This window comes from Oscillospiraceae bacterium (assembly GCA_031265355.1).
Classification (GTDB): Bacteria; Bacillota; Clostridia; order Oscillospirales; family UBA929; genus JAIRTA01.
Genome location: JAISCT010000047.1, coordinates 44,866 through 69,634, shown reverse-complemented (window position 1 = coordinate 69,634; position 24,769 = coordinate 44,866). Strand labels below are relative to the sequence as shown.

Annotated in this window: 13 protein-coding genes and 1 riboswitch; all 13 genes read left to right on the top strand. The window is 61.5% G+C overall.

The features are described 5' to 3' along the window. Window positions 1–97 precede the first annotated feature (97 nt). Entirely contained in the window at window positions 98–4,621 is a 4,524-nt protein-coding gene (locus LBK75_07030) for an amino acid adenylation domain-containing protein (GenBank protein ID MDR1158046.1), read from the top strand. 56 nt (window positions 4,622–4,677) lie between these two features. Further along, window positions 4,678–5,448: a hypothetical protein gene (locus LBK75_07025; GenBank protein ID MDR1158045.1), complete on the top strand. Its 771-nt coding sequence runs from the start codon at window positions 4,678–4,680 to the stop codon at window positions 5,446–5,448. Next, complete coding sequence (locus LBK75_07020; GenBank protein ID MDR1158044.1) at window positions 5,445–6,548, top strand: flavodoxin family protein; 1,104 nt, start codon at window positions 5,445–5,447, stop codon at window positions 6,546–6,548. Before LBK75_07025 ends, LBK75_07020 begins: the two co-directional genes overlap by 4 nt. Window positions 6,549–6,603: 55 nt before the next feature. Then, a complete protein-coding gene (locus LBK75_07015) occupies window positions 6,604–7,398 on the top strand; it encodes an alpha/beta fold hydrolase (protein MDR1158043.1) in 795 nt (264 codons plus the stop codon). Window positions 7,399–7,425: 27 nt separating this feature from the next. Next, on the top strand, window positions 7,426–9,915 hold the full coding sequence (locus LBK75_07010) for an ABC transporter permease (protein ID MDR1158042.1): 2,490 nt from the start codon (window positions 7,426–7,428) through the stop codon (window positions 9,913–9,915). Between the two features lie 61 nt (window positions 9,916–9,976). After that, on the top strand, window positions 9,977–10,672 hold the full coding sequence (locus LBK75_07005) for an ABC transporter ATP-binding protein (protein MDR1158041.1): 696 nt from the start codon (window positions 9,977–9,979) through the stop codon (window positions 10,670–10,672). A 42-nt stretch (window positions 10,673–10,714) separates the two neighbouring features. Beyond that, window positions 10,715–15,067 (top strand): amino acid adenylation domain-containing protein, encoded by a 4,353-nt coding sequence (locus tag LBK75_07000; GenBank protein MDR1158040.1) that lies wholly within the window; start codon window positions 10,715–10,717, stop codon window positions 15,065–15,067. Between the two features lie 5 nt (window positions 15,068–15,072). Next, window positions 15,073–16,023 carry an ABC transporter ATP-binding protein gene (locus LBK75_06995; protein ID MDR1158039.1) on the top strand — a complete coding sequence of 317 codons (951 nt, stop codon included), beginning with the start codon at window positions 15,073–15,075 and terminating at the stop codon, window positions 16,021–16,023. A gap of 57 nt (window positions 16,024–16,080) precedes the next feature. Continuing rightward, window positions 16,081–16,899: an ABC transporter permease gene (locus tag LBK75_06990; GenBank protein ID MDR1158038.1), complete on the top strand. Its 819-nt coding sequence runs from the start codon at window positions 16,081–16,083 to the stop codon at window positions 16,897–16,899. Between the two features lie 97 nt (window positions 16,900–16,996). Then, a riboswitch (FMN riboswitch) is annotated at window positions 16,997–17,136 on the top strand. A 91-nt stretch (window positions 17,137–17,227) separates the two neighbouring features. Then, window positions 17,228–17,881 carry an ECF transporter S component gene (locus tag LBK75_06985; protein ID MDR1158037.1) on the top strand — a complete coding sequence of 218 codons (654 nt, stop codon included), beginning with the start codon at window positions 17,228–17,230 and terminating at the stop codon, window positions 17,879–17,881. 269 nt (window positions 17,882–18,150) lie between these two features. Then, entirely contained in the window at window positions 18,151–23,490 is a 5,340-nt protein-coding gene (locus LBK75_06980; GenBank protein ID MDR1158036.1) for a polysaccharide deacetylase family protein, read from the top strand. A 290-nt stretch (window positions 23,491–23,780) separates the two neighbouring features. After that, the gene (locus LBK75_06975; protein ID MDR1158035.1) at window positions 23,781–24,281 is read left to right on the top strand and encodes a small multi-drug export protein; all 501 of its coding nucleotides are present in this window, start codon (window positions 23,781–23,783) and stop codon (window positions 24,279–24,281) included. A 164-nt stretch (window positions 24,282–24,445) separates the two neighbouring features. Next, window positions 24,446–24,763, top strand: a complete 318-nt coding sequence (locus tag LBK75_06970; GenBank protein MDR1158034.1) for a hypothetical protein — start codon at window positions 24,446–24,448, stop codon at window positions 24,761–24,763. The last annotated feature ends 6 nt before the right edge of the window (window positions 24,764–24,769 follow it).

The following is a 24,769-nucleotide window of genomic DNA, read 5'->3' as shown; positions in this document are numbered from 1 at the left end:
GTTGCACCTGCAACCCACAACCCAAATTCTTGTTTTTGTTGCCGCTTCGCGGCAACAAGGTACTAAACGCCGGGATGGCGGAAGGGTAGGGAGGCACATGAACAACGGCGCCGCAGCGCGGACCAACGTCGAAAAGATTTACCCGCTGACCCCGCTGCAGCGGGGGATCCTTGCCTGTGACAAGCTGTATGGGCAGGGAATGTATATTGTTCAAAAGCGGATCGCCGTGACGGGCACGCTGGATTGGGCGGCGTTGGAGGGGACGCTGGCCCATTTGGGGCGGAAATATGAGGTGCTGCGCACCTTCTTTGCGGCCGATGCGCAGGAGACGCCCGTGCAGGTGGTGCTGCGGACGCGCGCGCTGAAGGCCGGGTTTTTCGACCTGACGACGCTGCCCGAGGCGGCGCAGGAGCGTCGACTGGAAGCGCACATGGAGGCGGTCCGGGACAAGGGCTTCGACCTCGGTCGGGAGGCGCTGCTGAAATTGGACGTGTTTCAGATGGGGACGGATCGGTTCGAGCTGGTATGGACCATGCACCACATCATCTTGGACGGCTGGAGCGTCGGCATCCTCCTGGGTGATTTCATCCGGATATACACGGATATCCGACAGCACAGGCCGCTGGACGAGCGGACGCGCAACGCGTTCGACGGGTTTGTCAAATGGCTGCTGCCGAGGAGTGGAGCGGGTCTCGCACATTGGCGGGCCTACCTTGAGGGCTACGACACGGATGTGACGCTGTTTGGCAAGCCGCCGGACGCCGCCGGATACCGCTGCCGGGCGGCGGAGAAGGCGGTGCCTCTTGGGCGGGCGCTCACCGAACGGGCCAAGGTGTTGGCCCAGCGGGCGGAAACGACGCTCAACATGTTGGTGCAGGCTGTCTGGGGTGTGCTGCTGCAGTGTCACAGCCGGGCCGACGACGTGCTGTTCGGTGTGGTGACCTCCGGCCGGAGCGGCGGGGAGGATTTCCACCAGACCGTGGGTCTGCTGATCAACACCATCCCCTGCCGGGTGAAGACGCAGGGATCGGACATGACGTTTTTTGCGTTGTTGCGCGCGGTGCACGACGGCTGTCTCATTGGGCAGACGTTTGAATACACCTCGCTGACTGAACTTCAAAACGCCGGATGCCTGGCGCGCGACGCTGTGAACACCATCTTGGTCTTTGAAAATTATCCGATCGACAGGGTGCAAAACGATCCGGCCGCCGTGGCCGAGCGGGGCTTTGCCGTCGGCCGGCTCACCGGACGGGAGCAGACCAATTACGGCCTCACGGTGGTGGTCATGCCCCTTGAAGAGGCGCGGGTCCTGTTTCAGTACAACGCCGAGGTGTTCACCGAGGCGGAGATGACGCGCCTCGGTGCGGAACTGGTCCGGGTACTGGAACAGGTGACGGGAACCCCGGACATGCGTGTCGGGGCCGTCTCGGTGCTCGACCCGCAGGCGGAGGCCCGGATCCTCTCATGGTCGCAAAACAGCGCCGTCGACTACCCGCGGGACGTCTGTGTGCACACGTTGTTTGCGCGCGCGTGCCGCCGCCGCCCCGACCGCGCGGCCGTGGTGTGCGGGGACAAAGAGATCTCTTACGGGCAGCTTGAGAAACGGGCCAATCGGCTGGCGCGCAAGCTGGTCGAGATGGGGATCGGACCGGGGGACGCGGTATGCCTCTGCTGCCCCAAATCGATTCGGTTGATTGTTGGTCTTCTGGCGGTGCTGAAGGCGGGGGCCCACTACGTTCCGATGGATCCGGACTACCCGGCCGGACGACTGGCCTACATGTGCGAAACGGCCGGCGCGCGGGCCGTGCTGACCGACGGGCCCGCGGCGCCCTTCGACACGGTGGCGCCGGTGATCGACCTGCGCGACGAGGGGACATTTGCCGGTGAAGCTGGGGACGTGGACGGCGGTGCCCGGCCCGAAGATCCGGCCTATGTCATCTTTACCTCCGGTACGTCCGGGCAGCCCAAAGGCGTCATGGTGGAGCACGCGCAGGTCGTAAGGCTGTTCTTCAACGCAGGTTTCCCGTTTGATTTTACCGAGAGAGACGTCTGGATGATGTTCCACTCGGCCTGCTTCGATTTTTCGGTCTGGGAGATCTTTGGCGCGCTGCTCTTTGGCGGGACGCTGGTCGTCATCTCTAAAGAAGAGGCGCGGGACGGGCAGACGGTGGCGGAGATCGTTCGCGCCCGGGGTGTCACGGTGTTCAACCAAGTGCCCTCCGCCTTCTACAGCCTGTTGGCGGCGGCAGGGCCGCCCCTCGACAGCCTGCGGTATCTGATCTTCGGCGGAGAGGCGCTGGCGCCGGACAAACTGCGCGGCTTTATGGAACGCCACCCGCGGGTCAAGGTCGTCAACATGTACGGCATCACGGAGACGACCGTACACACGACGTACAAAGAGCTGACGCCGGCCGACACGCTGCGTCCGGTCAGCAACATTGGCCGGCCGCTGCCCACATTGGATGCCTATGTGATGTGCGGAGACCGGCTGTGCGACGTTGGCATGACGGGGGAGATCCGCGTGGCCGGGGCGGGACTGGCGCGTGGCTATGTGGGCAACGAAACACTCACCGCGGAGCGCTTCGTTCCCTGTACGGCGCTGGCGGGCAAGCGGCTGTACCACTCCGGCGACCTGGGCCGGTGGTTGGAGAGCGGGGAGATCGAGTACCTGGGCCGGGCGGACGGACAAGTCAAAATCAGGGGGTTTCGCATTGAGACCAAGGAGATTGAGCACGCGCTCAGGATCCATGCGGGGGCGGAGGATGCGGCGGTCGTCGTCAAACGGAGCGCGGCGGGCGACCCATACCTCTGCGCGTTTGTCGCCGGCGGCGCGCGAGACGCCGAGACAGTCAAAGAGCGGATAGGGGCTTTTCTGCCGCCGTACATGGTGCCGGCGCGGATCGTCTTTTTGGACGCGCTGCCGCTCACGGACAACTGCAAATTGGACAGGGGAAAATTGGACGATCTGGCGGCCGCGGCCGGGCGAACGGCCACGGCGCCGCAGACGGAGACCGAGGAGCGGATCGCCGCGGCGATGGCGGAAATCTTGCGGGTCGAGGATGTGGGTCGAGAGGACGATTTCTTCGATCTGGGCGGCCACAGCTTAAACGCCGCCCGCCTGGCCGCGGTCGTGGAGAAGGCCTTCTCCATCCATTTCCCGCTGGCCGAACTGTTTCGCCGGCCGGTGGTCTCGCAGCTTGCGGCGTATGTGGACCGACTCCGCCGCGAGGAGGCGCCCTGCGGGACGGCGGAGGACATCCCGGCCGCGCCCGAGGCCGCGTACTATGTGTTGTCCCCGATGCAGGAGGACATCTGGACGACGGTCAAACTGCATCGGGACGGCGGTACGTTGAACATTGTCCTGCCGCTGCTGTGCCATCGGATGGAGATGGAGACGTTGCGCGGCGCCCTGCGGGATCTCATCCGGCGGCACCACGCGCTGCGGACGGAGTTCGCCGTGGCGGACGGCGTCCCCGCCCAGCGGGTGCGGCCCTACAACGACAGTTTCGGCGACTTTGACGTTTTGAACTTCGACGGCGCGGCAGCGGAAGAGGCCCTGGAGAGATTGCTGCCGCAAGTGGCCGGACCGTTTGATCTTGAGGCGGAACGGCCCGTCCGGGCCGCGGCGGCGTATCTCGGCGAGAATCGGCATCTGTTTGTGCTGGTGATGCATCACATCATCGCCGACGCACACTCCCTGGAGATCCTGTGCCGGGATTTGCAGGCCTTCTACTGCGCACGCCGCGCGCGCCGCACGCCGGACCTGCCGCCGCTGTCGATCCAGTACGCGGACTACGCCGTGTGGTTGCGAAACCGGCTGCAGGGGTCCTACGGGGAGGAACTGAAGCGCCACTGGGCGCGCGTGCTGACGCCGCCCGTCCCGGTGCTGACGCTCAACGCCGATTTTCCGGACCGGCGCGGGGCGGAGCACGCGGGGCGAAGTATCGACGTATCTCTGGACGACGCGCTGGTCCGGTCTCTCAGGGCGCTCGCGCAGGCCCACGGGGGCACCCTGTTTATGGGTCTGTTGACGGCGGTGTACGCGCTGATGCACAAGTACACGGGGCAGAGGGACATCGTCCTCGGTACGGTGGTCAGCGGCCGGGATCATGTCCAGCTGTTTGACCAGGTGGGCTACTACCTCAACATCCTGCCGCTCAGGCTGCATTTCCGGGCCGAAGACGATTTTACCGCTCTGGTGGCGGGGGTGCGGGAGGTCCTGCTGCAGGCGTTTGCCCATCAGACGTGCCCGTATTCCAGCATTCTGCGCGCAATGGTCCCGCCGCGCGCAGAGGAGACCCCGCTGGTTGCGGTGCTGGTGCAGTTGGTCTCCTCACAGCGGGAACGGACGATCCCTTTCGACGGGGGAGAAATGGAAATTATTACTACGCCCTCCACCCAGAGCAAGTGCGATCTGGTGTTTAACTTTGTGGAGACGCCGACGTCTCTGTGGCTGCGGCTTGAGTACAGCACGTCACTGTTTCTGGACGCCACGGCGGCCAGAATCGCGGCCCGCTTTGTCGCCGTGCTCGGGCAAATCACGCAGTGCCCGCAGCGGACCGTCGGTTCGCTCCTGTCGGAGGAGCGGGCCGCGCTGTCGCCGGTGCGCCGACGGCGCTGACGCGCGGCGGGATGGGACGGAAAAAAGAAAGACCGGACGGGAAAGGAAGAAGTTGCATGAAATACCAGGCGGTTCTTGGAGAGACGTACACCCAAAGTGAGAGAAGCATTCTGCGGCTTGGCGGTCTCTTGACGGCCGTGGTGGCTCTCCTCTATGTGACTGTCACCGTGATGATCGCAGTGGACCCGGTCGGCATGTACATCGCCGGCGGAGAGGGGTTCGGGACGCTGCTGCATCGTCCGTACATCAACATCATATGGCGGTTGCTGTTTGCGGTCCTGTACATTCTGAACATCGCGGTGGTCGTCGCGCTGAACGTGTATGTCGGCAAGGGCAATGAACGGCACGCGGGCGTACTTACCTGGAGCAAGATCTGTATGCTCTTTGGCCTTTTGTTGGGGGCGGCCAACTGGGTGCACTTCGTCGAGGTCACCCGGGTGATGCTGCAGCAGTACGCCGCGGGATTCACGCTCGAAGAGATCACGGCGCCGCACTACTTCCCACTGGACCCCTATTTTCTCTGGACGTGGGGGTTGTTCGGCGTGGGGTACCTGGCCACAAACCTCGTCGCGCTGCGCAGCAACCGATTTTCTCGCAAACAGTGCATTCTGGGCATTGTCGCCAGCGTGCAGTGCATCGTGTTGGTGTTGAGTTACATCAGCCAGATAGCGGTCAGCATCGCCGGCATGTCATACAGCCTGATGATGCTGGTGGCCGGCACGCTGGGCGGCGTCACAGGGCCGCTCTACTGCTTCGGCTGCCGGAAGTATTTCCGGGCCGCGGCGCAGGCGTCGGCATCGGAGGAGAGGGAGGCGGCTGCGGGTTGAGAGCGTTGGTTGTGCAGTCGAGTCCCAGGGAGCTTCTGCTCAGTACCTCGCGGCAGATGGCGGGGCGGTTCATCGAGGGATTGCAGAGCGCCGGCGCCGAGGTCACGGACATCGACTTGACGGCGGTTCGCATCGACGACTGCCGGGACTGTACCTGCTGTATGACGCCCTCTGTGGGGCGATGCGTGCTGCCGGACGAGATGACGCGGCGGATCTTCCCGCTGTTCATGCAGACCGACATCCTAGTGTTGGTCACGCCGGTGTATTTTGGGATGGTCAGCGCCACCCTGAAACGGTTCATTGAACGACTGTTTCCGGCGCTGCAGGCGCGTCAGGACGTCTTTGGCGGTACCGTCAGCCAGCCGTTTCGAGGGCCCCTGCCCAAAACGGTGGTGATTGCGTCCGCATCCTGGCATGTGAGCCACGCGTTTGCCCAGATGTCGGCGTATTTGCACTACCTGCTGGGAAACGCGCTGACAGCGGAACTTTACCGGGGCAATGCGAGTGCGTTTTTGTTCTGGGGCGCCTTTCGGGAGAAGCGAGAGTCTGTCTTGCAGGCATGCCGGGACGCCGGGCGGCAGATGGCGGAGACGGGCGCCGTGGACGTGGAAACGGCGCGGCGGGTCTCACAGGATCTGGGGGACCTGGAAAAGACAATCCTCTCGCACAATCTGAGTTTGGAGATAGGCACAAAGGCGCGCATCAGCTCGCTGGAGCTGGCTTCGCGGTGGCTGAAACACCGCGAAGCGGTGCCGCCCGGTAGCGTGCAAAACTTTAAGAACCTGATGTTGCTGATGTTCAGGGGTGCCGGCGAGGGCAGGGATTTCACGGTAAAATTTACTTTCGTCGGCGATGCGCCGGGCGTGTGCGTGTTCCACGTGCGCGGCAAAGAGCTGGAGATCACGGAGGACCTTGAGAGCCGGGCGGATCTCAGCGTCCGAACGACGCTGACGCAGTGGATGCAGGTCTTCGGCAAATCGGAAGAGAGTTTTTTGAAAGCCATGACCCAGGGACAGCTGCTGGTGCAGGGGAATCTGTCGGTCCTTCCGCTCTTTTCGGAGGTGTTTGTCTATGGCAACACCGCAGCGCGTCCCGGATGATTGGTCGGGCCATTGTTTTGGCGGACAAGAGAAAACACAGAGAGAGGGTCAGGAGATGGAAATGGGATCGGCGCAGGTGTTTTGCCTCCCCCACGCGGGCGGTATGACGTCCGCATACGCGTGTTTTCGAAAGCACACGGACCGGGGACTCGCCTTTGAGCCCATCGAGCTGGCTGGCCGGGGCCGACGCTTCACGGAGCCTTTGTACGACACCTTCGCGCAGGCCGTGGACGACGTCGGGGCCGTCGTCCGGCGGCGTATCCGGGGCCGTTACGCGCTGTTTGGGCACAGCATGGGGAGCTGGCTGGCCTATGACGTCTGTTTTCGGCTGGAGGAGATGGGCGCGCCGCCGCCGGCGCACGTCTTTGTGTCGGCCAATGTGCCGCCGGTCCCGTCCGCACGGCGAGCGCCGCTGCATGAGCTGCCGGACGAGACGTTCATGGAACGCGTGCTCGCTCTGGGCGGGACGCCGCGAGAGATCGTGCGGCACAAGGAGCTCATGGATCTGATCGTCCCTATCTTGAAGGCCGATTACCGGATGATGGCGACCAGGGCGCTGAGCGAGCCGCTCCGCCCGCTGCCCTGCGGCCTCACAGTATTCTCCGGGCTGGGGGACAGGGCGTTTTTGGGGCGGGCGGAAGACATGCTGCGGTGGCGGGCGTGCACCGACAGGGCATGCCGATACCACGCGTTTGAGGGGGATCATTTCTATTTTTATGAGCATGTGCCGGAGATCGTCGCACTGATACGCAGTGCCCTCGCGGGGGGAGAGACAGCGGACGGGGCGCCGTGCGCCCCCGCCGCGCCCGCGCCGCTGACATGGGGACGGAGACGGCCCGCGGCCGGTTGAGATGGGGAGGGGATGCTAACTGTGAAGATGATCTTTAGGTATCTGGTTCGCAACATGATGGAAAACAAGGCGAGGTTCTTCCTCGTTTTGTTCTCGATCGCCGTGTCCGCCGCGCTGTTGTTTGCCACCGAGGGTATGAGCCGCACCTGCCGGGAGATGTATTTGGATCAGATATACGCGGCCAGCGGCAACGCGGACATCCAAGTGACGGTCAAGACGGAGACGGGCCTTGCGAAGTACATCGCCGACGACGCCCTCGCGCCGACGGCGCCGGCGGCGGACTATGTGATGGGGGTGCTGCGCGCCCAGGGGCTGTATGCCCCGGATGCCCAAAACATGGTGTATTTAAATGTCTTGGGTACGACGCTGGACGCGCTGGCGCAAAACAATCCGGTGGTGTTTGCGGCGCGGGCCGAGACGCCCTTTGAGGGGGCGCAGATCATCGTCGGCCAGCGCTTCGCGGCGCGGCGCGCGCTGTCGGTTGGCGATGCCGTTACCGTCCGGTTTTTGGGGCGGGCGCAACGCTTTACGGTGTATGGAATCGCACAGGCCACCGGTCTGTTCCTGAACGAAAGCACGGAGATCACGGCGGTGGTGCCCAAGGAGGCATTGGGCGATCTGTTGGACGCGCGGAACCAGTCCAATCTCTTCTTTGTCAAATTGCACGCGCCCGACCAGATCGAGGCGCAGATGGCCGCGCTGCGGGCCGCGCTGCCCGCGTGCGATGTGAGCCGGCCGGTGAACCCGGACGAGTTAGCTCAAATTGTCTCTACGGTGGTGCTCCCGTTCCGGGTTGCCTCGGTGGTGGTGATCTTCATGACCGTCTTTATCATCTACACGGCCTTCACCCTCATTATGAAAGAGCGGACACAGGTCTACGGCAGCTTCCGGAGCGTCGGCGCAACCGGGCGGAAGATGAACGCGCTGCTGGTGCTGGAGAGCGGCGTCTACGGTATACTGGGCGGCGTCTTCGGCGTCCTTATCGGCTTGGGCGTGCTGTGGGCGATTGTCGATGTGTATGTGACGCAGCTGGGAGGGGGGCTGCCGGTGTCGGTACAGTTCGGCGGGCGCGACGCGCTCGCCGCGGTGCTGTACGCGGCGGCGCTGACGATCGCCAGCGCGCTTTTCCCCATTGTCCGCCTGTCTAAGACGTCGGTCAAAGAGATGATCCTCGGCGCGCCGGAGGGGGCGCGCAGCGGCCGTCGCGTCGTGTCGCTGATGCTCATGATGGTGGTCGTCTATCTGCTGTGCCTGTTCATTCCCGGATACCTGCCGACGGGTCTCATGTCCATGATCCTGACCATTGTCTGTATGTCCTGCCTGTTGCTGGTCACGATGCTGGCCGTCACGCAGGCCGTCCGATTTGCAGCCCGGCTGCTGACCCGTGTGTGCGGGGGCGGCGTATTCTGGTTGGCGATCCGCAACGTGGGCGGCAGCAAATCGCTGCTCAACATCGTCCGACTGCTCACTATCTCCCTCGCCGGCGTTCTGGTGATCAGAGGCGTCTCCGAGGCCATCTCGTACACCGTGGAGAGCGTATATGAGGAGTATCATCTGTATGACGTCTCCCTGCAGCTGAGGCGGGCCGACGAAGAGGCGCTCGCGGCGCTGCGGGCGGTGCCGGGCGTCGCGTCGTTTGTCGGGGATTATGAGCTAAACGACGTGGAGGTCTCCGACAGGGGGTTCTTCCTCAACACGCTGTACGGCATCGAGTCCGAGGATTTCTTCGACTACATGGGCGCCGGCCGGAGCGAGAAAGCCATAGCCGCGGTACGGGACCTCGGCGCCGGCCGGCACATCGTCGTCACGGAGCTGCTGGCCTCCAAGCTCGGTCTGGCGCCCGGGGACGCCGTACAGCTGCGCCTGGGCGGACGGGATGTCGCGTACACGGTCACCGCGCTGATCGACAGTTCCTTTAAATTGGGCAACATCGCGTTCATCTCGGCCGGCCATATGACGGCGGACGCCGGCCTGTCGTTTTACACGCATCTCTACGTCAAGGCGAACGGTGCGCCGGACGAGGTGAAGAACGCCATCCGGCAGACGTTTTTAGACGAGATTCTCTTCATGCAGACGTTGGAGGAACTGGTGGCCGCCAACCAGGATTTTATCACCGGCATGTTTCGCATCATTGGCGCTTACGCGATTTTTGCGCTGCTCGTCGGCATCATCGGGATCGTCAACAACATCCTGGTCAGCGTGTTTGACAGGGGGCGGGACATCGCGACGTACCGGGCGCTCGGCATGGAGAAGAAAAAGGTGAACCGGCTCTTTTTGACGGAGGCGCTGCTCACCGGTGTGTTCGGCGTATTGTTCGGGTTCGCGGCCGCGCGGGGGACGCTGTACATCACGCCTGGGATACTCGGCTTTATCTTTGGACGCGTGAAGATGCGCGGCGACATGACGGAGTATCTCATCTTCGGTGCGGCGGCTCTCGTCGTCATGGGCGTGCTGTCGCTGTTGGCCATTTGGAAGAACAAGAAGATGAGTTTGATCGAGCGGATCAAGTACGAATGATGGGTTTGGGTGTCAGATGCACTTCTGACATCTGAGCCATGAAGAAATCGGGGGAAAGAAGATGAGCGAGCTTGCGATTCAGGTAAAACACGTCAGCAAGGAGTTCGGTGTGGGCGACGCAAAAGTCTCCGTACTCCGCGACGTCTCCTTTGAAGTCGGCCGGGGAGAGTTTGTCAGCGTCATGGGCGCGTCGGGGTCCGGAAAGAGCACGCTTTTGTACCTGATAGGGACCTTGGACCGCGTCACCGGCGGGGACATCTGGGTGAACGGTCGCAACATCCGGGAGATGCGCGACGCGGAAAAAAGTGCGCTGCGGCGCAATATGGTAGGGTTTGTGTTTCAATTTTACAACCTCATCCCCAATTTGACGGTAGAGGAGAACATTCTGCTGCCGGCGGTGCTGGACGGGAAGCGGCCCGGACAGATGAAGGGGGCGCTCGCGCAGATCCTGCAGACCGTGGGGCTGTCGGACCGCAAGAAACACTTCCCTCGGGAGCTCTCCGGCGGGCAGCAGCAGCGGACCGCGATCGCCCGCGCGCTGATCGGGCAGCCGGACATCATCTTTGCCGACGAGCCGACCGGAAACCTCGACAGCAAGACGGGCGAGGGCGTGATGCAGCTCCTGCGGTCGGTGAACCGGGAACTCGGCAAGACCATCGTGATGGTGACGCATTCCGTGGAGTCCGCCGCCTGCGGCACCCGGATTCTCCACATCAGAGACGGTGCGATCGTCAAAGACGAGCGGCTCGCCCACTGACAGGAACACCCGTTTTGGGGCAGGAAAGGAAGGAGCCGGACCATGCGGTACAGAGCATCCGATCATCAGGAGAGAATGTGGTTCATCGACGCCTTCGAGCGGGGCGCGCTCTACCCGGAGGGGCCGGTGTACCACAATGTGCCGCTCATCCTGAAGGTGCGAGGGCGGCTTGACGAGGAGACGGTGCGCAAAGCGCTTCGCCATCTGACGGGCAGCTTTGAGATCTTACGCACCCGCCTTGTCAAGGAGCGCGACACCATCTATCAAGAGATTTTGGAGGATGTCGAGCCGGTCTTTACGGTGTTGCGGGCGCCGGATATCCACGACGGTGAGAGCGCGGTGGAGCGTCTGAAAGAACTCGCGTTCGGCGCCTTTCGGGACGGCCTTGAGGGGGCTCTGTTTCGGACATGGTATCTTGAGACGCGCGCGCGGGCGAACTACCTCCTGCTTGTTTTGCACCACAGCCTGTGCGACGCCCCGTCGAAACAGATGCTGCGGCGAGCTTTCATCCGAGCGTACCGCCGACTTACCGCCGGCGAGGCGGCGATTGCCGGTGGGGAGAGCCTGCAATACGTCGACTACGCCCTGTGGCAGCGGGAACTCCCGGCGGACTTTCTTGAGACAGAGGTCATGTACTGGCGGGGCAAACTGGGGGATCGCATCCAGACGCTGACGCTGCCGACGGACAGCCGCCGCGCCTTGGTGCACGTCTATGAGCCGGCGGTTTGCCGCCGAGTCTTTCCGTCGGGGCTGGCGGAGAAACTGGACGCGCTCGCGCGCGCCGGCGGCGCCGGAGATTTTTTGATGGCGGCGTACAAAGTGCTGATGATGCAGTATACGGGTCTCACCGAGATCAACGTCGGAACCAGTGTGCGTGAAGACGACAGCGGGGGCACGAAGGACGTTGTGGGCCCTGTCTCCAATTTGGTGCTGGTCAGCGACGTCCTCGACCCGCAGGCTGACATCCGGGCTCTCGCGGCACAGGTCCGCGAGAGCGCCGACGGCGCGGCGCGGCACAGTGTGATCCCCTTTGAGCAACTGGTTATGAAGATCAAGCCGGACAACGACATGGGCCGCACCGCGTTTTTCGACGTGTTCTTCCGCTACGAGGAACAGGAGCGGGAGGAGGACGACGGGACATTTGCCGAGATCGACCTGAACCTCGGCTGGGGGAAGTACGACTACAATCTGTCCATCGTAAAGCGCGGCGCCGGTTTTACGCTGCTGCTGACGTACAACCGCCGGTATTTCGGCGATGAGATGGCGTCGCGCCTGGCGGAGAACTATCTGACGCTTACGCGGCGGCTCTTGAATCATCCGGATAAGAGCGTCGAGGCGGTCAGCTGCGTCTCTCCGAAGGAAGAGCGATTGCTGGAAAAATATGGACAGCACGGCTCGGAGATGTTCTGGGGGGACTGTCTGCACGAACTCTTTGACGCGCAGGCCGCCCAGAGACCGGATGCCGTCGCCGTGGAGGACGCGCGCGGCTGCCTGACTTACGGGGCGCTCAGAGACAAGTCAGACGCTCTGGCCTGCTGTCTGCAAGCCAGGGGCCTGGCGCGCGGCGCGATCGTCGCGCTCGTGGTGGAGAAGAGCGTGGACTGTGTCGCCCTCATGCTGGCGATTCTGAAAGCGGGCGGCGCCTATCTGCCGCTCGACCCCGCCTTGCCCCGAGAGCGGATCCAGTACATCGTGGCCGACAGCGGCGCCTGGCTGGTGATCTCGGAGAGGCCTCTCGGCGCGGACGTCGGCGAGGTGTTGCTGCTCTCTGATTTGTTATTGGCGCTGTCGGAGACGGCCGATAAGACGGCCCGCGGGAGGGCCCACAGACCCCTGTGGCGGAGACGCCCCGATACGCTTGCTTATGTGCTCTACACATCTGGGACGACGGGGCAGCCGAAGGGGGTCATGATCGAGCACCAGAACGTCTCGGTGCTCATTCAGAGAAATTGCGGCCTATTCCCCTTCGCGCCGGGCGATGTGTGGACGATGTTCCACGCCTATCACTTCGACTTCTCAGTCTGGGAGATGTACGGCGCTCTGCTGACGGGCGGACGGCTTCTGATCGTGTCGTCGGAGGAGGCGCGCGATACGAGACGTTTCCGCGAGATGCTAATCGAACACCGCGTGACGGTTCTGAATCAGACGCCTTCGGCTTTTTCCCTGCTGAGTCAGGAGGACATGGCGCACGCGCCGGACCTGTCGGCGCTGAAAGTTGTTATCTTTGGCGGAGAGGCCCTGCACATCGGGAAGCTCGCGCCGTTTGCGGAGCGGTACCCGGCGGTGATGCTGGTCAACATGTACGGCATCACCGAGACCACCGTGCATGTGACGTACAAACAGATCACGAAAGAGGACATCGCGGCGGGCAAAAACACCATCGGACGGGTGCTGCCGACCTATCAGGGGTATGTGATGGACCCCCGCCACAAGCTGGTGCCGTTTGGCGTGGTGGGTGAATTTGTCGTCGGCGGCAGCGGTGTCAGCAGAGGGTACCTCGGCAACAAACCGCTCACAAAAGAAAAATTCATCACCTACCCATATCTGCGCAGAGGGCGGCTGTACTGCAGCGGAGACCTGGTGCGCTACGGCGCCGACGGCGAATTGGAGTATTGGGGGCGGATCGACAAACAGGTGCAGATCCGGGGTTTTCGCGTCGAACTGGAAGAGATTGAAAAAACGCTGCTCCGCCACGAGGCGGTACGGCAGGCCGCTGTTTTGGCCAGAGAGAGCGACGGCGGACTCACTGAGCTCGCGGCCTACCTCGTCACGGAGGGGGCGTCGCAGCCGGATGGGCGCGCGGTCCGCGATTTTTTGCAGGAATATCTGCCGGAGTATATGATTCCGAGCAAATTCCTGGTGGTGGACGCGCTCCCGATCACCGCCAACGGGAAGCTCGACAGCGAGACGCTCCGGCGCGCCCCGGCCAGGAGCCTCGATTTGGGGACCGCCTTTGTGGCGCCCGTCACGCAGCGGCAGCGCGAGATAGCCGAACTGTGGGGGCAGCTGCTGGAGGTGGAGCGGATCGGCATATATGACAATTTTTTCCATATTGGCGGCAATTCGATTCTGGTGACGCGGCTGATGTTTTTGATCAGCGAGCGGTTTCATGTGGACGTGCCCTACAAGTACTTCTTCTCGAAACCGACCATTCAGGATTTGGACAGTTATCTGGCGGACGGAACGGTCCAGACCGGCGGCGAAGTGGATCTGGACCGGGAGATGGCGCTGGCCGCGGACATCGCGGCCGCGGCGCAGAGTACCGCGGCGTGCGGGGCGGACATTCTGCTGACCGGGGCCACGGGCTTTTTGGGTGTCTACCTACTCAGGGACTTGCTGTGCATGACGAAGGCCCGCGTCCACTGCCTGGTGCGCGCCGACGGCGACGTCCAGGCTCTGGCGAGGCTGAGGACCGGGCTGGACTACTACGGGCTCGCAGACGTCCCCGTGGAGCGTGTGATCCCGGTGGCGGGGGATCTGACGCGCCCGCGGTTTGGGTGGTCCGAGGACAGATACGAGGCGTTGGCCGGGCGTATCGATGCGGTGTACCACTGCGGCGCGTCGGTGCAGTACGGGCACTCCTACGAGCAGCTGAAGGCGGCCAATGTCACGGGGACGGAAGAGATTTTGCGTTTTGCCGCGCGGACGCGGTCCAAGCCGGTGCACTACGTCTCGACGCTGTCCGTCTTCGACGGCACCCGTCTGGAGGTGGCGGGGGAGGACAGCATCCCGGACGTCACACACGGGAACCGCGTGAGCGGCTACGCGCAGACCAAGATCGTAGCGGAGGGGCTTATCCGGCAGGCGCGGGCGCGGGGGTTGTGCGTCAACATCTACCGCCCGACGAGGATAAGCGGCGATTCCGTCAGCGGCGCGTGTCAGGCCAGCGATTTTCTATGGCTGATGATCAAAGCGTGCGTGGAGGTCCGCGCTATGGTGGACCAGGGTATGCCGACGGACATGGTGAGCGTCGACGCGCTGAGTCGGGTGATCGTCGGGATCTCCCGGCAGGACGCCGGCATGAACCGCAACTACCATCTGAGTTGCGCGCAGGATCTGACGGCGGACCGCCTGTGGGCGTGGCTGTGCGCCTGCCGGTATAAGATGGCGCTGCTTGACTACCCGGCCTGGCATGCGCGCGTGCAAGAACGGGCCAGACGGGCTCCGCAGAGCACTTGCGCCAGCCTGCTGCCGCTGCTGCCGCGCGGCACGGAGAGGGCGGCGGCCATCCGCGTCCGCTATGCCGACGACAACACGCGCGCCTATTTCGACCCGGACGAGGTGTTCGCGATGCGGGATATGGAGCGATTGTTCCAGCGCACGGTACGGTTTTTCATACAAAAGGGTGTACTCCCGGATCCAGCGCTAAGCGATCCAAACACGGGAGAGGGGTGAGGCCTTTGGCCGATACAGTGCTGCAGGTGGAAGACCTGTGCAAGGAATACAGGACGCGAAAGGGCTGCGTGGTGGCCAACGATCACATCAGTTTCTCTGTGGACAGAGGTGATATCGTGGCGTTTCTCGGCCCGAACGGCTCGGGGAAGACGACGCTGATCAAGCAGATCATCGGCTACACGACGCCGACGTCGGGGCGCATCACCCTGTTTGGGGAGACCGTCTGCGGCGCGGGCGGGCTCTCCAAGATCGGATACATGATGCAGTCGCGCTTCGCGCACTGGGATCATCTGACCGCGTGGGATGCGCTGTTTTACACCGGGCGGCTGAAGAAGATGCCGAAGGCGGAGATTCTGGCGCACATAGCCTCTCTGGCGGCGCAGCTCCACTTGGAGCAGGACCTCCGGGTGGTGATGGAGACCATGAGCGGGGGCAAGAAGCAGGCGGTGGCGCTGGCCTGCGCGGTCATCGGATCTCCGGAACTCATCATCTTGGATGAGCCCACGAACGCGTTGGATCCGGAGATGCGGCAATACTTCTGGCATTTTCTGAAGCAGACCGCCGCCGCCACAGGTGCGACGGTTCTGTTGGTCACGCACAGCATCGGGGAGATCGAGAGCATCGCCTGCGAGGTGAAAATCTTTGCGAGCGCCAAGATCATCCGGGAGGGCAGTCCGCGCAGCCTGATCAAGGAGCTGAACCGTCAGATTCGGGTGGAACTCCTGCTGAAAGACGCGGAGGGTGAGACAGGAGCGGACTTTTTGGCGGGCTACGAGAAAAAGTGGTCGGAGGATCGGCGCACGCTGTTTGTCTACACGGGAGAGGACGACATTGTCCGCTGCATCGGCGAGGTGTTTTCCGATCGGAGCCTGAGTGCGCGCGTCGAGAACATACAGATGAGCCGGCCCAACCTGGAGGATGTCTACATCAAAGCCATGGGGGCCAAATTTGCGTGAGCCCGCGGCGTCTTGTGAGACGCCGCGGCGGGCACGAGAGAGAGGAGGGAACGGGCTTTGACGACACAGCCGATGCGGACGGCGGGCGCCGTCGGAAGACGCTCCGGCGGGGGACTGAAAGAAAGTATGCGCCGTCTGTGTACAGAGACCTGGATCTATTTTATGGTTGGCCTAAAACAGCAGGCGTCCCTCGCGGCGGTCAACGCGCTGTTTTCTATGGTCATTCCGCTGGGGATCGTGCTGATGGTGTGCCTGATGCCTGTGGTGGTGACGAAAGAAGTGGCCATCCTCTATATCTCCGGTAACTTTGTCACGTCCATCTCCAATTTGTGCATCACCACGCTGGCGCAGATTTTGATCGGCATGCGGGCCAGAAACGGGTTTGAGCACATGGCCACGCTGCCCATCTACCGTGCCAGCCCGCTGCTGGGGGTATTTTTCAGCGCGGCCGTCAGTGTGCTGCCCGCACTGATTGTGACGCCGATTGTGGGGACGCTGCTGCTCGACACGGGTTTTGTGTTGTCCTTTTGGCTGGGACTCATCATTCTCATGAGCATGGTCATCATGATAGGTCTCGGCGCGATCATCGGAACCTGCAGCGAGCGTTATCACACCAGCCAGACCCTTTCCATGATTATGATGTTCTTTGTCATGTTCGCAACGCCGGTGTACTATTCTCTGGACAGCCTGCCGCCGGCGTTGCAAGTCTTCCAGCGGCTGCTCCCGTTTACCTACGCGCTGGAGGCCATGCGCAGTCTGATGGTGTCCCCGGTCCTGACGCCCACAGTCCTTCTGGACTTCGGCGCGCTGTTTGTTTTTCTGTGTGTGACCATCGGGTTTACGATGAAGTTTTTTACCTGGAAACAGCGGAAGTGAACGGAAAACAGGCAAGCGCCGCATGCGGGTGGCGGTTTGTGAAGTTTTGTGCAAAATTTCCCCTTGCTTTTTTCCGGGCGCGGCGGTACAATGATTTTGTTCTCTTCGGGGCGGGGTGAGATTCCCCACCGGCGGTGATACGGGGCAGCCCGTCAAGCCCGCGAGCGTCTCTTTTGAGGCGCTGAACCGGTGTGATTCCGGTGCCGACAGTGACAGTCTGGATGGGAGAAGAGACCATGGGTCACGCGGCGTTAGTCGCGGTTCACTCATGGGTGCGCGCCCCGGTATGAGCCGGGGCGTATTTTTTTTTGCAGGGAGGCGCTTGTCCATGTCGAACACACACACGCAGCCGTATCCATCGGGCCGGGCCGTCAATGTGCGGATGCTGGTCATCATGGCGCTGTTTTCCGCGCTGTCCGGCGTCCTCATGTATCTGGACTTCCCGCTGCCGTTCTTTCCACCGTTTTTGAAGCTGGACTTCTCCGACTTGCCGGCGCTGCTGGGGACGTTTTGGTTCGGGCCTCAGGCCGGGCTAGCGGTGGTGCTTGTCAAAAACCTCATCCATCTGTTCGTGACATCCACCGGCGGCGTGGGGGAGCTGGCCAACTTCATCGTCAGTGCAGCCCTGGTCGGGACCGCCGGCCTCGTCTACCGGCTGCGTCGAACCCGGGGCGGCGCGGTGGCGGGTCTCGTGTGCGGCGCCCTGGCCATGACGCTCGCGGGCGCCGCCGCGAACTACTACATCACGCTCCCGTTCTACGCGAAAATCATGCCGATGGAGACCATCGTCGCCATGTGCGCCCGGCTGATCCCCGCCGTGCAGACCACGTGGGACATCGTCCTGCTCAGCATCACCCCGTTCAATCTTTTCAAGGGCGCGCTCGTCGGCGGGCTCACCTTCCTGCTTTACAAACGGGTGAAAGGCCTCGTTCCCGAAACGCCGAAAGGCCCGCGGTGCACGCCCCGGCGGGGTGTGATCTGAAGACCGCAAAAAGACCGCAAGCGCTGGAACAACAGCGTTTGCGGTCTTTTTGCGACGCCAGGCAATAGCAAAAAAACGACTGCGCGGGGGTTTGCAGTGGAAAAAATATAAAATATCACGAAAAAAGGATTTTTTCTGCATGTTGTGGAAGAAAATAGAACTATAAGAGAATGGACAAATTGTGAGGCTGCCCATATAATTATTGTGGTTAATCTGACTTTTGCTAGGAAGAAAAAGTGAAGAGACAGGGAAAAGGGGTGCCAAACAAAATGAAAAAATTCTTAACGTGGTTACTGCTGACGGCAAGTGTTTTAATGATTGCGTCCCCGCTGGCCCCGCTGGCCGCCGCGCCGGCTGCAGAGGCTGAGGTCTCCATTGTAAGCATTGAAAAAAGCGACGAGGCTGTCACCCTGAATCTGCATACATCCGGCGCTGCCGGCGAGAAGATCGGCGATGTGTTCTTTGCAGTTTACGACGAGAGAGGCAGGCTTGCATACGTGTCCGAAAGAAAGGACGCGCTTGTCGGAACGGACGCTTACACATGGACCGGCGTCGATTTTGCGAGCGAAGCAAACATAAAGGCGTTTTTATGGGATGCGACGACCGGGGTGCCGCTGTGTGAAGCCTCGGCGTCCGTTATCCCCGCTCTCCCGGTGCTGTTCGAGAAGGGGCAGTGGGCGGCCGCGCTTGGTGAAATCACGGTCCACACGCCCGGCGGCGACTCCGCATGGGCCTATGAAGACGGTCTGATCCGCATCTATAATGGCGTTCCCGTGAGCAAGAACGTGGCGTTTCGGTTTGTATTTGAAAATCTCGTCGACATGAGAGGGTATGATGCGGTCGTCATGGAGTTGGAAGAAGCGCCCGCCGGATGGTTTGGCGGCATATTGCGGTTCCGGATTGATCAGGACGCCGGATGGGGCAGCGACAGCCACACCGACATCATCCGGATGGAGAGCGGCACCAATGTGAGCAGCGGTATGGTTGGCATGTCCGCCGGCAACTGGGATCTTGAGAGACTGCGGGGCGTGGGCGGCTTGCCCGCGTATGGCGAGTCCGTGAGGATCAAGAAGATTTACCTTGAGGGCGACGGAAATTACGCCCCCGTCACCATCAACGGCGACGCCCGCAATCTCATGGACATCTACCCTCCGAGAACCGGGAATACGCCTGTGAGAACGATCACCACTTCGAGTCAGTATGCCGCGACGGTGGCGTGGAGCCCTTCTCATCCTACGTTCCGGGCGGATACGGTGTACACCGCGACCATCACACTGACGCCGAAACCCGGCTGGAAGCTGGACGGCGTGCCGGCGAACTGGTTCAGGATCTACTATCCGACCGGCGGCGCCGTGCAGGTGACGCACGAGGCCGGGTCGGGGATACTCACCCACACGTTCCCGGCGACCAAAGCCATCCTGCCCTATCCGGAGCCCACCCAATTTGTGGCGCTGTCTTTTGACGATGTGTACTTGTCAGACACGGAGGCGCTGGTGGACGTTTTGGACCGGCTCGGCGTCAAGGGCACGTTCTTTGCCAACGGGATCAACCTCGAAAAGGCGGGCACAAGGCCGGAATACAAAAGGGCGCTCGACAAATTGATTGACGGGGGCCATGAGCTTGAAAGCCACGCGTGGCAGCATGAACGGTACGACAATACGGCCGACGAAAACGTGACGAGGGAAAACTTCAAGAGAAATCAGGACGTGATCTTTGCGCTGACCGGGAAAATGCCGAGATGGATCCGCATCCCGTATGCCAGCCACGGCACGATGTCTCTGCGGGTGGCAGGTGAATTTGGCCTGACAAATTTGCGGGGGCTCGCGACAAACGACTGGGACTTCCCCAATTCGGCGTCCCGTTTGGTGAATACGATACTTACGGCCACGGGCAACAACAGTGTGAGAGACGGTCAAATCTACGTCTCCCACAACCAGCCCGGACAAACCAACACAGTGCAGGCGCTTCCTGAGATTGTGCATGAACTTCGCAGCAGAGGCGTCGGCTTTATGACGATTGCTGAACTGAGAGAGCACAGAAACTTTACGGCTTCACCCGGCGTCAATTATGCAAACTTTTTCCAAAACAGCGCCACACCGCAGGTCATCACCCTCAACACGCAGCCGACGGCGCCCGCCGCCGAAGCGCTTGTTGAGGGGCATATCAGCGGCAGCCTCACGGTCAGGGCGACAGCCGCGCAGGGCGCGGCGCTGTCCTACCAGTGGTACATGAACACAACGACTTCCTCCGACAACTGGGTGGCCATTGACGGCGCAGCAAGCGACACATTCGCGGTGCCGACGGATTTGACGGAAGGCACGTATTACTACGATTGCAAAATCAGTGCGCCGAACGCGCCTTCGCTGACTTCAAATGTGGTGGCGGTTGTTGTCACGAAACCTGCTGCGACGGAGCTTCCGGTGCTGTTTGAGAAGGGGCAGTGGGCGGCCGCGCTTGGCGAAATCACGGTCCACACGCCCGGCGGCACGTCCACATGGGCCTATGAAGACGGTCTGATACGTCTTTCCAACAACGGCGCCGGTGCGGCTGCCAGGAACATACCGTTTCGGTTTGTGTTTGAAAATCTCGTCGACATGAGGGGCTATGACGCTGTGGTCATAGAATTGGACGAGGCGCCCGTCGGATGGTTCCGCAGCATACTGCGTTTCCGGATTGATCAGGATGCTGCGTTTGACAGCCTGACCAGTACCGATACAATACGGATCGCGAATGGGACCAATGCGATCGTGTCGCCTGGCATCAACATTGGTTTCAGTACCGGCAACTGGGATCTCCAGAGGTTGAGAGGCGTGGGAGCGCTGCCCGATCTCGGTGAGTCTGTAAAGATCAAGAAGGTTTACCTCGAAGGCGACGGCGTCCTAGATGCGCCCGCCCGAATCAGCTTCCCGCAGATCCGGGACATCGTACCGCCGAGGACCGGAAATGCGCCCGTGACATCCGTCACCACATCGAACCAGTACACCGCAACGGTGGAATGGAGCCCCAATGACGCTGTTTTTCAACCGGATACCGTGTACACGGCGACCGTGACATTGACACCGAGACCCGGCTGGACCCTGGACGGCATAGCGGCCAACTGGTTCAGAATCTACAACATCACGGGCACGGGGTCCTCGGCAGCCGGCTATGGAACCACGCATGCCGCCGGTTCGGGTGTGATCACCAAAACATTCCCGGCCACCAAGCCGGCGGTTCCGTACCCGGTGCCCACCCAGTTTGTCGCACTCTCTTTTGACGATACAATCAGTCCCAATACGAACGATCTGCTGGATGTGTTGGATGCGCTCGACGTCAAAGCCACCTTCTTTATCATCGGCAACAACCTTGAGAAGTCAAACAGACATCCGGAATACAAAAGGGCCATCGACAGAATCGTCGCCGGTGGTCATGAAGCGGGCAATCACACATGGCAGCATGAGCGCTGGACCAATGCCGACCCAGATGTGATGATGACGGACTTTTTGAAGGCGCAGAATTACCTCCGCGAATTTACCGGGAAAGACGCGAAATGGATCCGGTTCCCGTATGATGACAAAAACGCGAACATCACAACGGCCGCGGGCCAGCTGGGCCTGTCCAATTCGTGGGGTTTTGACACGAATGACTGGGATTTGCAAAACTCAGCTTCTTATCTGGTGAACAGATACTTCACGCAGACAAACGCCAACAATCGACCAAGAGGCGGTCAGGTCTACGTGCACCACGATCACCAGGACTACCAAAACAGTACAAAGAAGGCACTTCCCGAGATTGTGCATGAACTTCGCAGCAGAGGCATCGACTTTAAGACAGTCTCTGAACTGAGGGAGTATTACAACGCGGCGGTCACGCCGGGCAACACGTACAGCAACTTCTTCCCGTCGTCCAGAATCACCATAGACACCCACCCGGCGGCAAGCACCACCGTAACGGCGGGCGGCGTAACCGGCAGCCTGACCGTCGCGGCGACGGCGACCCCGAGCGCGGAACTGGACTATCAGTGGTACGCGGCTTCCGCCGACGGCTGGACAGCCGTGGACGGCGCAGCAAGCGCGACGTTTGAGCTCCCAACAGATTTGACGGAAGGTACATATTACTACTATTGCGTAGTAAGCTCGCCTGGTGCGCCTTCTGTGACTTCAAACGTGGTGGCGGTTGTTGTCGCCGCACCGCTGCCCCTGGTCGGCGAGGTTCGACCGATAGCGGCGCCGGTGGCGGGCCATTTCCCGGCCGGCCTGTTTAAGTACCCGTATAAAGCCAATTTATATAACAACACCGGTACGGCCGCCTCGGTGGGCAACGGTTTCAACCAGACGCTTACCTGGGAGCCCGCGATAGATAAAGCCTTTCTGCCGAACACGGAATACACGGTGACACTGACGCTGGAGCCGAACGCCGGTTGGTCGGACTGCGGGATGCCGGGTACGGTAAGAAGTTTTGCCGTCAATGCCATCACGCCTGCGCAAATCGCCGGGTTGCCCTCCGAAGGCGTGAAGGCGACGACCTGGGAATACGAGGACGACAACCTGCTCATCCACATCACCTTCAGCGCGACCGCCTCCGCGGAAGCGGCTCCGGATGTTGTTTTCTACGAAGATTTCTCGAAGGGTGTCCACGAAGATAAGACCGTTGGTGAGGGCAAATTTATGTTGGCGCAGCAGGCCAACCGCCAGGGTCTGGGTAACTGGCGCGACAATATGACGACGGTAAGGGTCAGGGAGGATGGGGGCAGTGAGCTGGTACTCGGCTACAAGAAAGACCCGGACGCGGCGCCTGCCAACGCCAGCACATACGTGAAAAACAACTTTATCACGGCCGGCGGCGTGCGCACCCGCGGCAGAACCACCGCCCAGGGCGGCGGCGCCTACGGCTCAGATGATATCATCTACGAGAATGCGTTCGGCTACTACGAAGCCAACGTCAAGTTCCCGCAGAGCAACGCGGTGTGGGGCGCGTTCTGGCTGTTCAGTCCGGCGACAGCGGCGCCTCTCACGATAGCGGAAGGCGGCAGCCAGTATGCGACCGAGATAGACATCATTGAGAGCGCCGGTTATCTGGCGAAGACGTTCAATGCAGCCTATCACACGTATAGAAGCAGCATCGACAGAAATATAAACACCGGGCCTCGCAGAGATACCGGCCGCAATCTTCTCTACCCGAACGACCCGGGCTGGGAGACGGCCTCCCGCATGGCCGCCTCCGAGGAAGTGTCCATTGAAAGCAGCGCCAGGAGATCTGGTATCGACATCTACGACGGCAAATTCCACAAAATCGGCTTGGAATGGTCGCCCACGGATTACATCTTCACGGTGGACGGCGTCGTCATCGGGAGCTGGAAAAATCTGAGCTCGCACTATTCCAGTTCGGGTGGTTCGTACAGCGATTGGTCATGGATCCGGCAGAACGAGGGCGTCTTACAAAACCCGGCCTATATCAAGCTGACGGTCGAAGCGGCCGAATGGGCTGATGAGAGCAGCGGAAAGCAGGGCGTTTCCCCCGACTCCGGCGAGATGGTCGTCGACTATGTGTACGTGTTGAACGGACCAAAGTCCGCTGTCGACAAGACGGCGCTCCAGGCCCGTGTCAACGCCTTGAAGGATACCGTCTAATGGCGGCTATGTGCAGGCCCGGGACGCATTCCAGGCCGCTAAGGCTCGCATAGATGATGGGGCGCGAGTGAAAGCTTTTTGGAACAAAGATATTCAAGACACGAAGGCCTGTCCGGCACACAATTTTGCTGCCGGACAGGCCTTCGTTTACGGGTCACAGAAGAAAGCGGGGAGGCCGCCTTCGAAAAATTTTCGTTGAATCCAGCCTACAGATGGGGTATAGTATAACAGAGGAACAGCCGGCGGGCGTCCGCCGGCTGTCGGTCTGTGCAGATGAGGGAGGTGCGGTTTTGGGAGAAGTCTTTTCATCGCTGGGAGACTGGTTGCAGGGTTTGCCGCCAACGGGGCAGGCCGTGATGACGTTTTTCATTTCTATGGTCCCGGTCATTGAGCTGCGCGGGGCCATCCCCGTGGCCGCGGTGGCCGGACTTCCGTGGTACACGGCTTTTTTTGTCAGTGTGGTCGGCAATATGGCGCCCGTCCCGTTCATCGTGGCGTATGTCCGGCGCGTTTTTTTGTGGATGAAAGACCGAAGCCGGCTGGCGGGCGCGGTCTACCGGCTGGAGAAACGCGCCTTGGCCAAGGCCGACAAGATGTACCGCTATGAGCTCATCGGTCTGTGTCTCTTTGTCGCGGTGCCGCTGCCCGGGACGGGAGCCTGGACTGGCGCGCTGATCGCCGCGCTGCTGGACATGCGCCTGAAAAATGCCTTTCCGGCCATCCTGATCGGTGTCCTCCTCGCCGCCGCCATCGTCACAGGGCTCTCGTATACAGCTGCGAGTATCTTCTAAGAGATGTTGTTGAAGATGGAACGCGTTCCATCTTCGTGTGGCGGCCGTCGGTATTTGATTGATTTGGGATTTTGTCACCCCAAACCCCGGTTTTGGCATAAGATGGTTCAGGCCATGGGCCGCTTCAGGCGTCGGGCGGTAGGCGTCGGGGATGAGGTGACGAAATGTCGGAATTTTTTGAGATGATCGTCGCGCTGCTGGCTTCCATCGGCGTGGTGTCCGTCGTGTGGTTGTGTCTGGCGCCGCTGTTGGATGAGGGCGTTCCGGCTTGTTCGGCGCAAATCATTCTGCGGCTGACGGGCGGCGCCGATCCTAGGCCGGTGGTCGGCCGGTTCTTACGGCTGTGCCGCCGGGGCGCCGCCGAGGTGCGCGTCGTCGTGCTGGACGAGGACCTCACGCCCGATGTCCGCCGCGCGGTGGCGCTCCTCTGCCGGGACAATCCGGCGCTCACGCTCGGCGCTCCATCACAAAAGAGAGGATGAGAACAC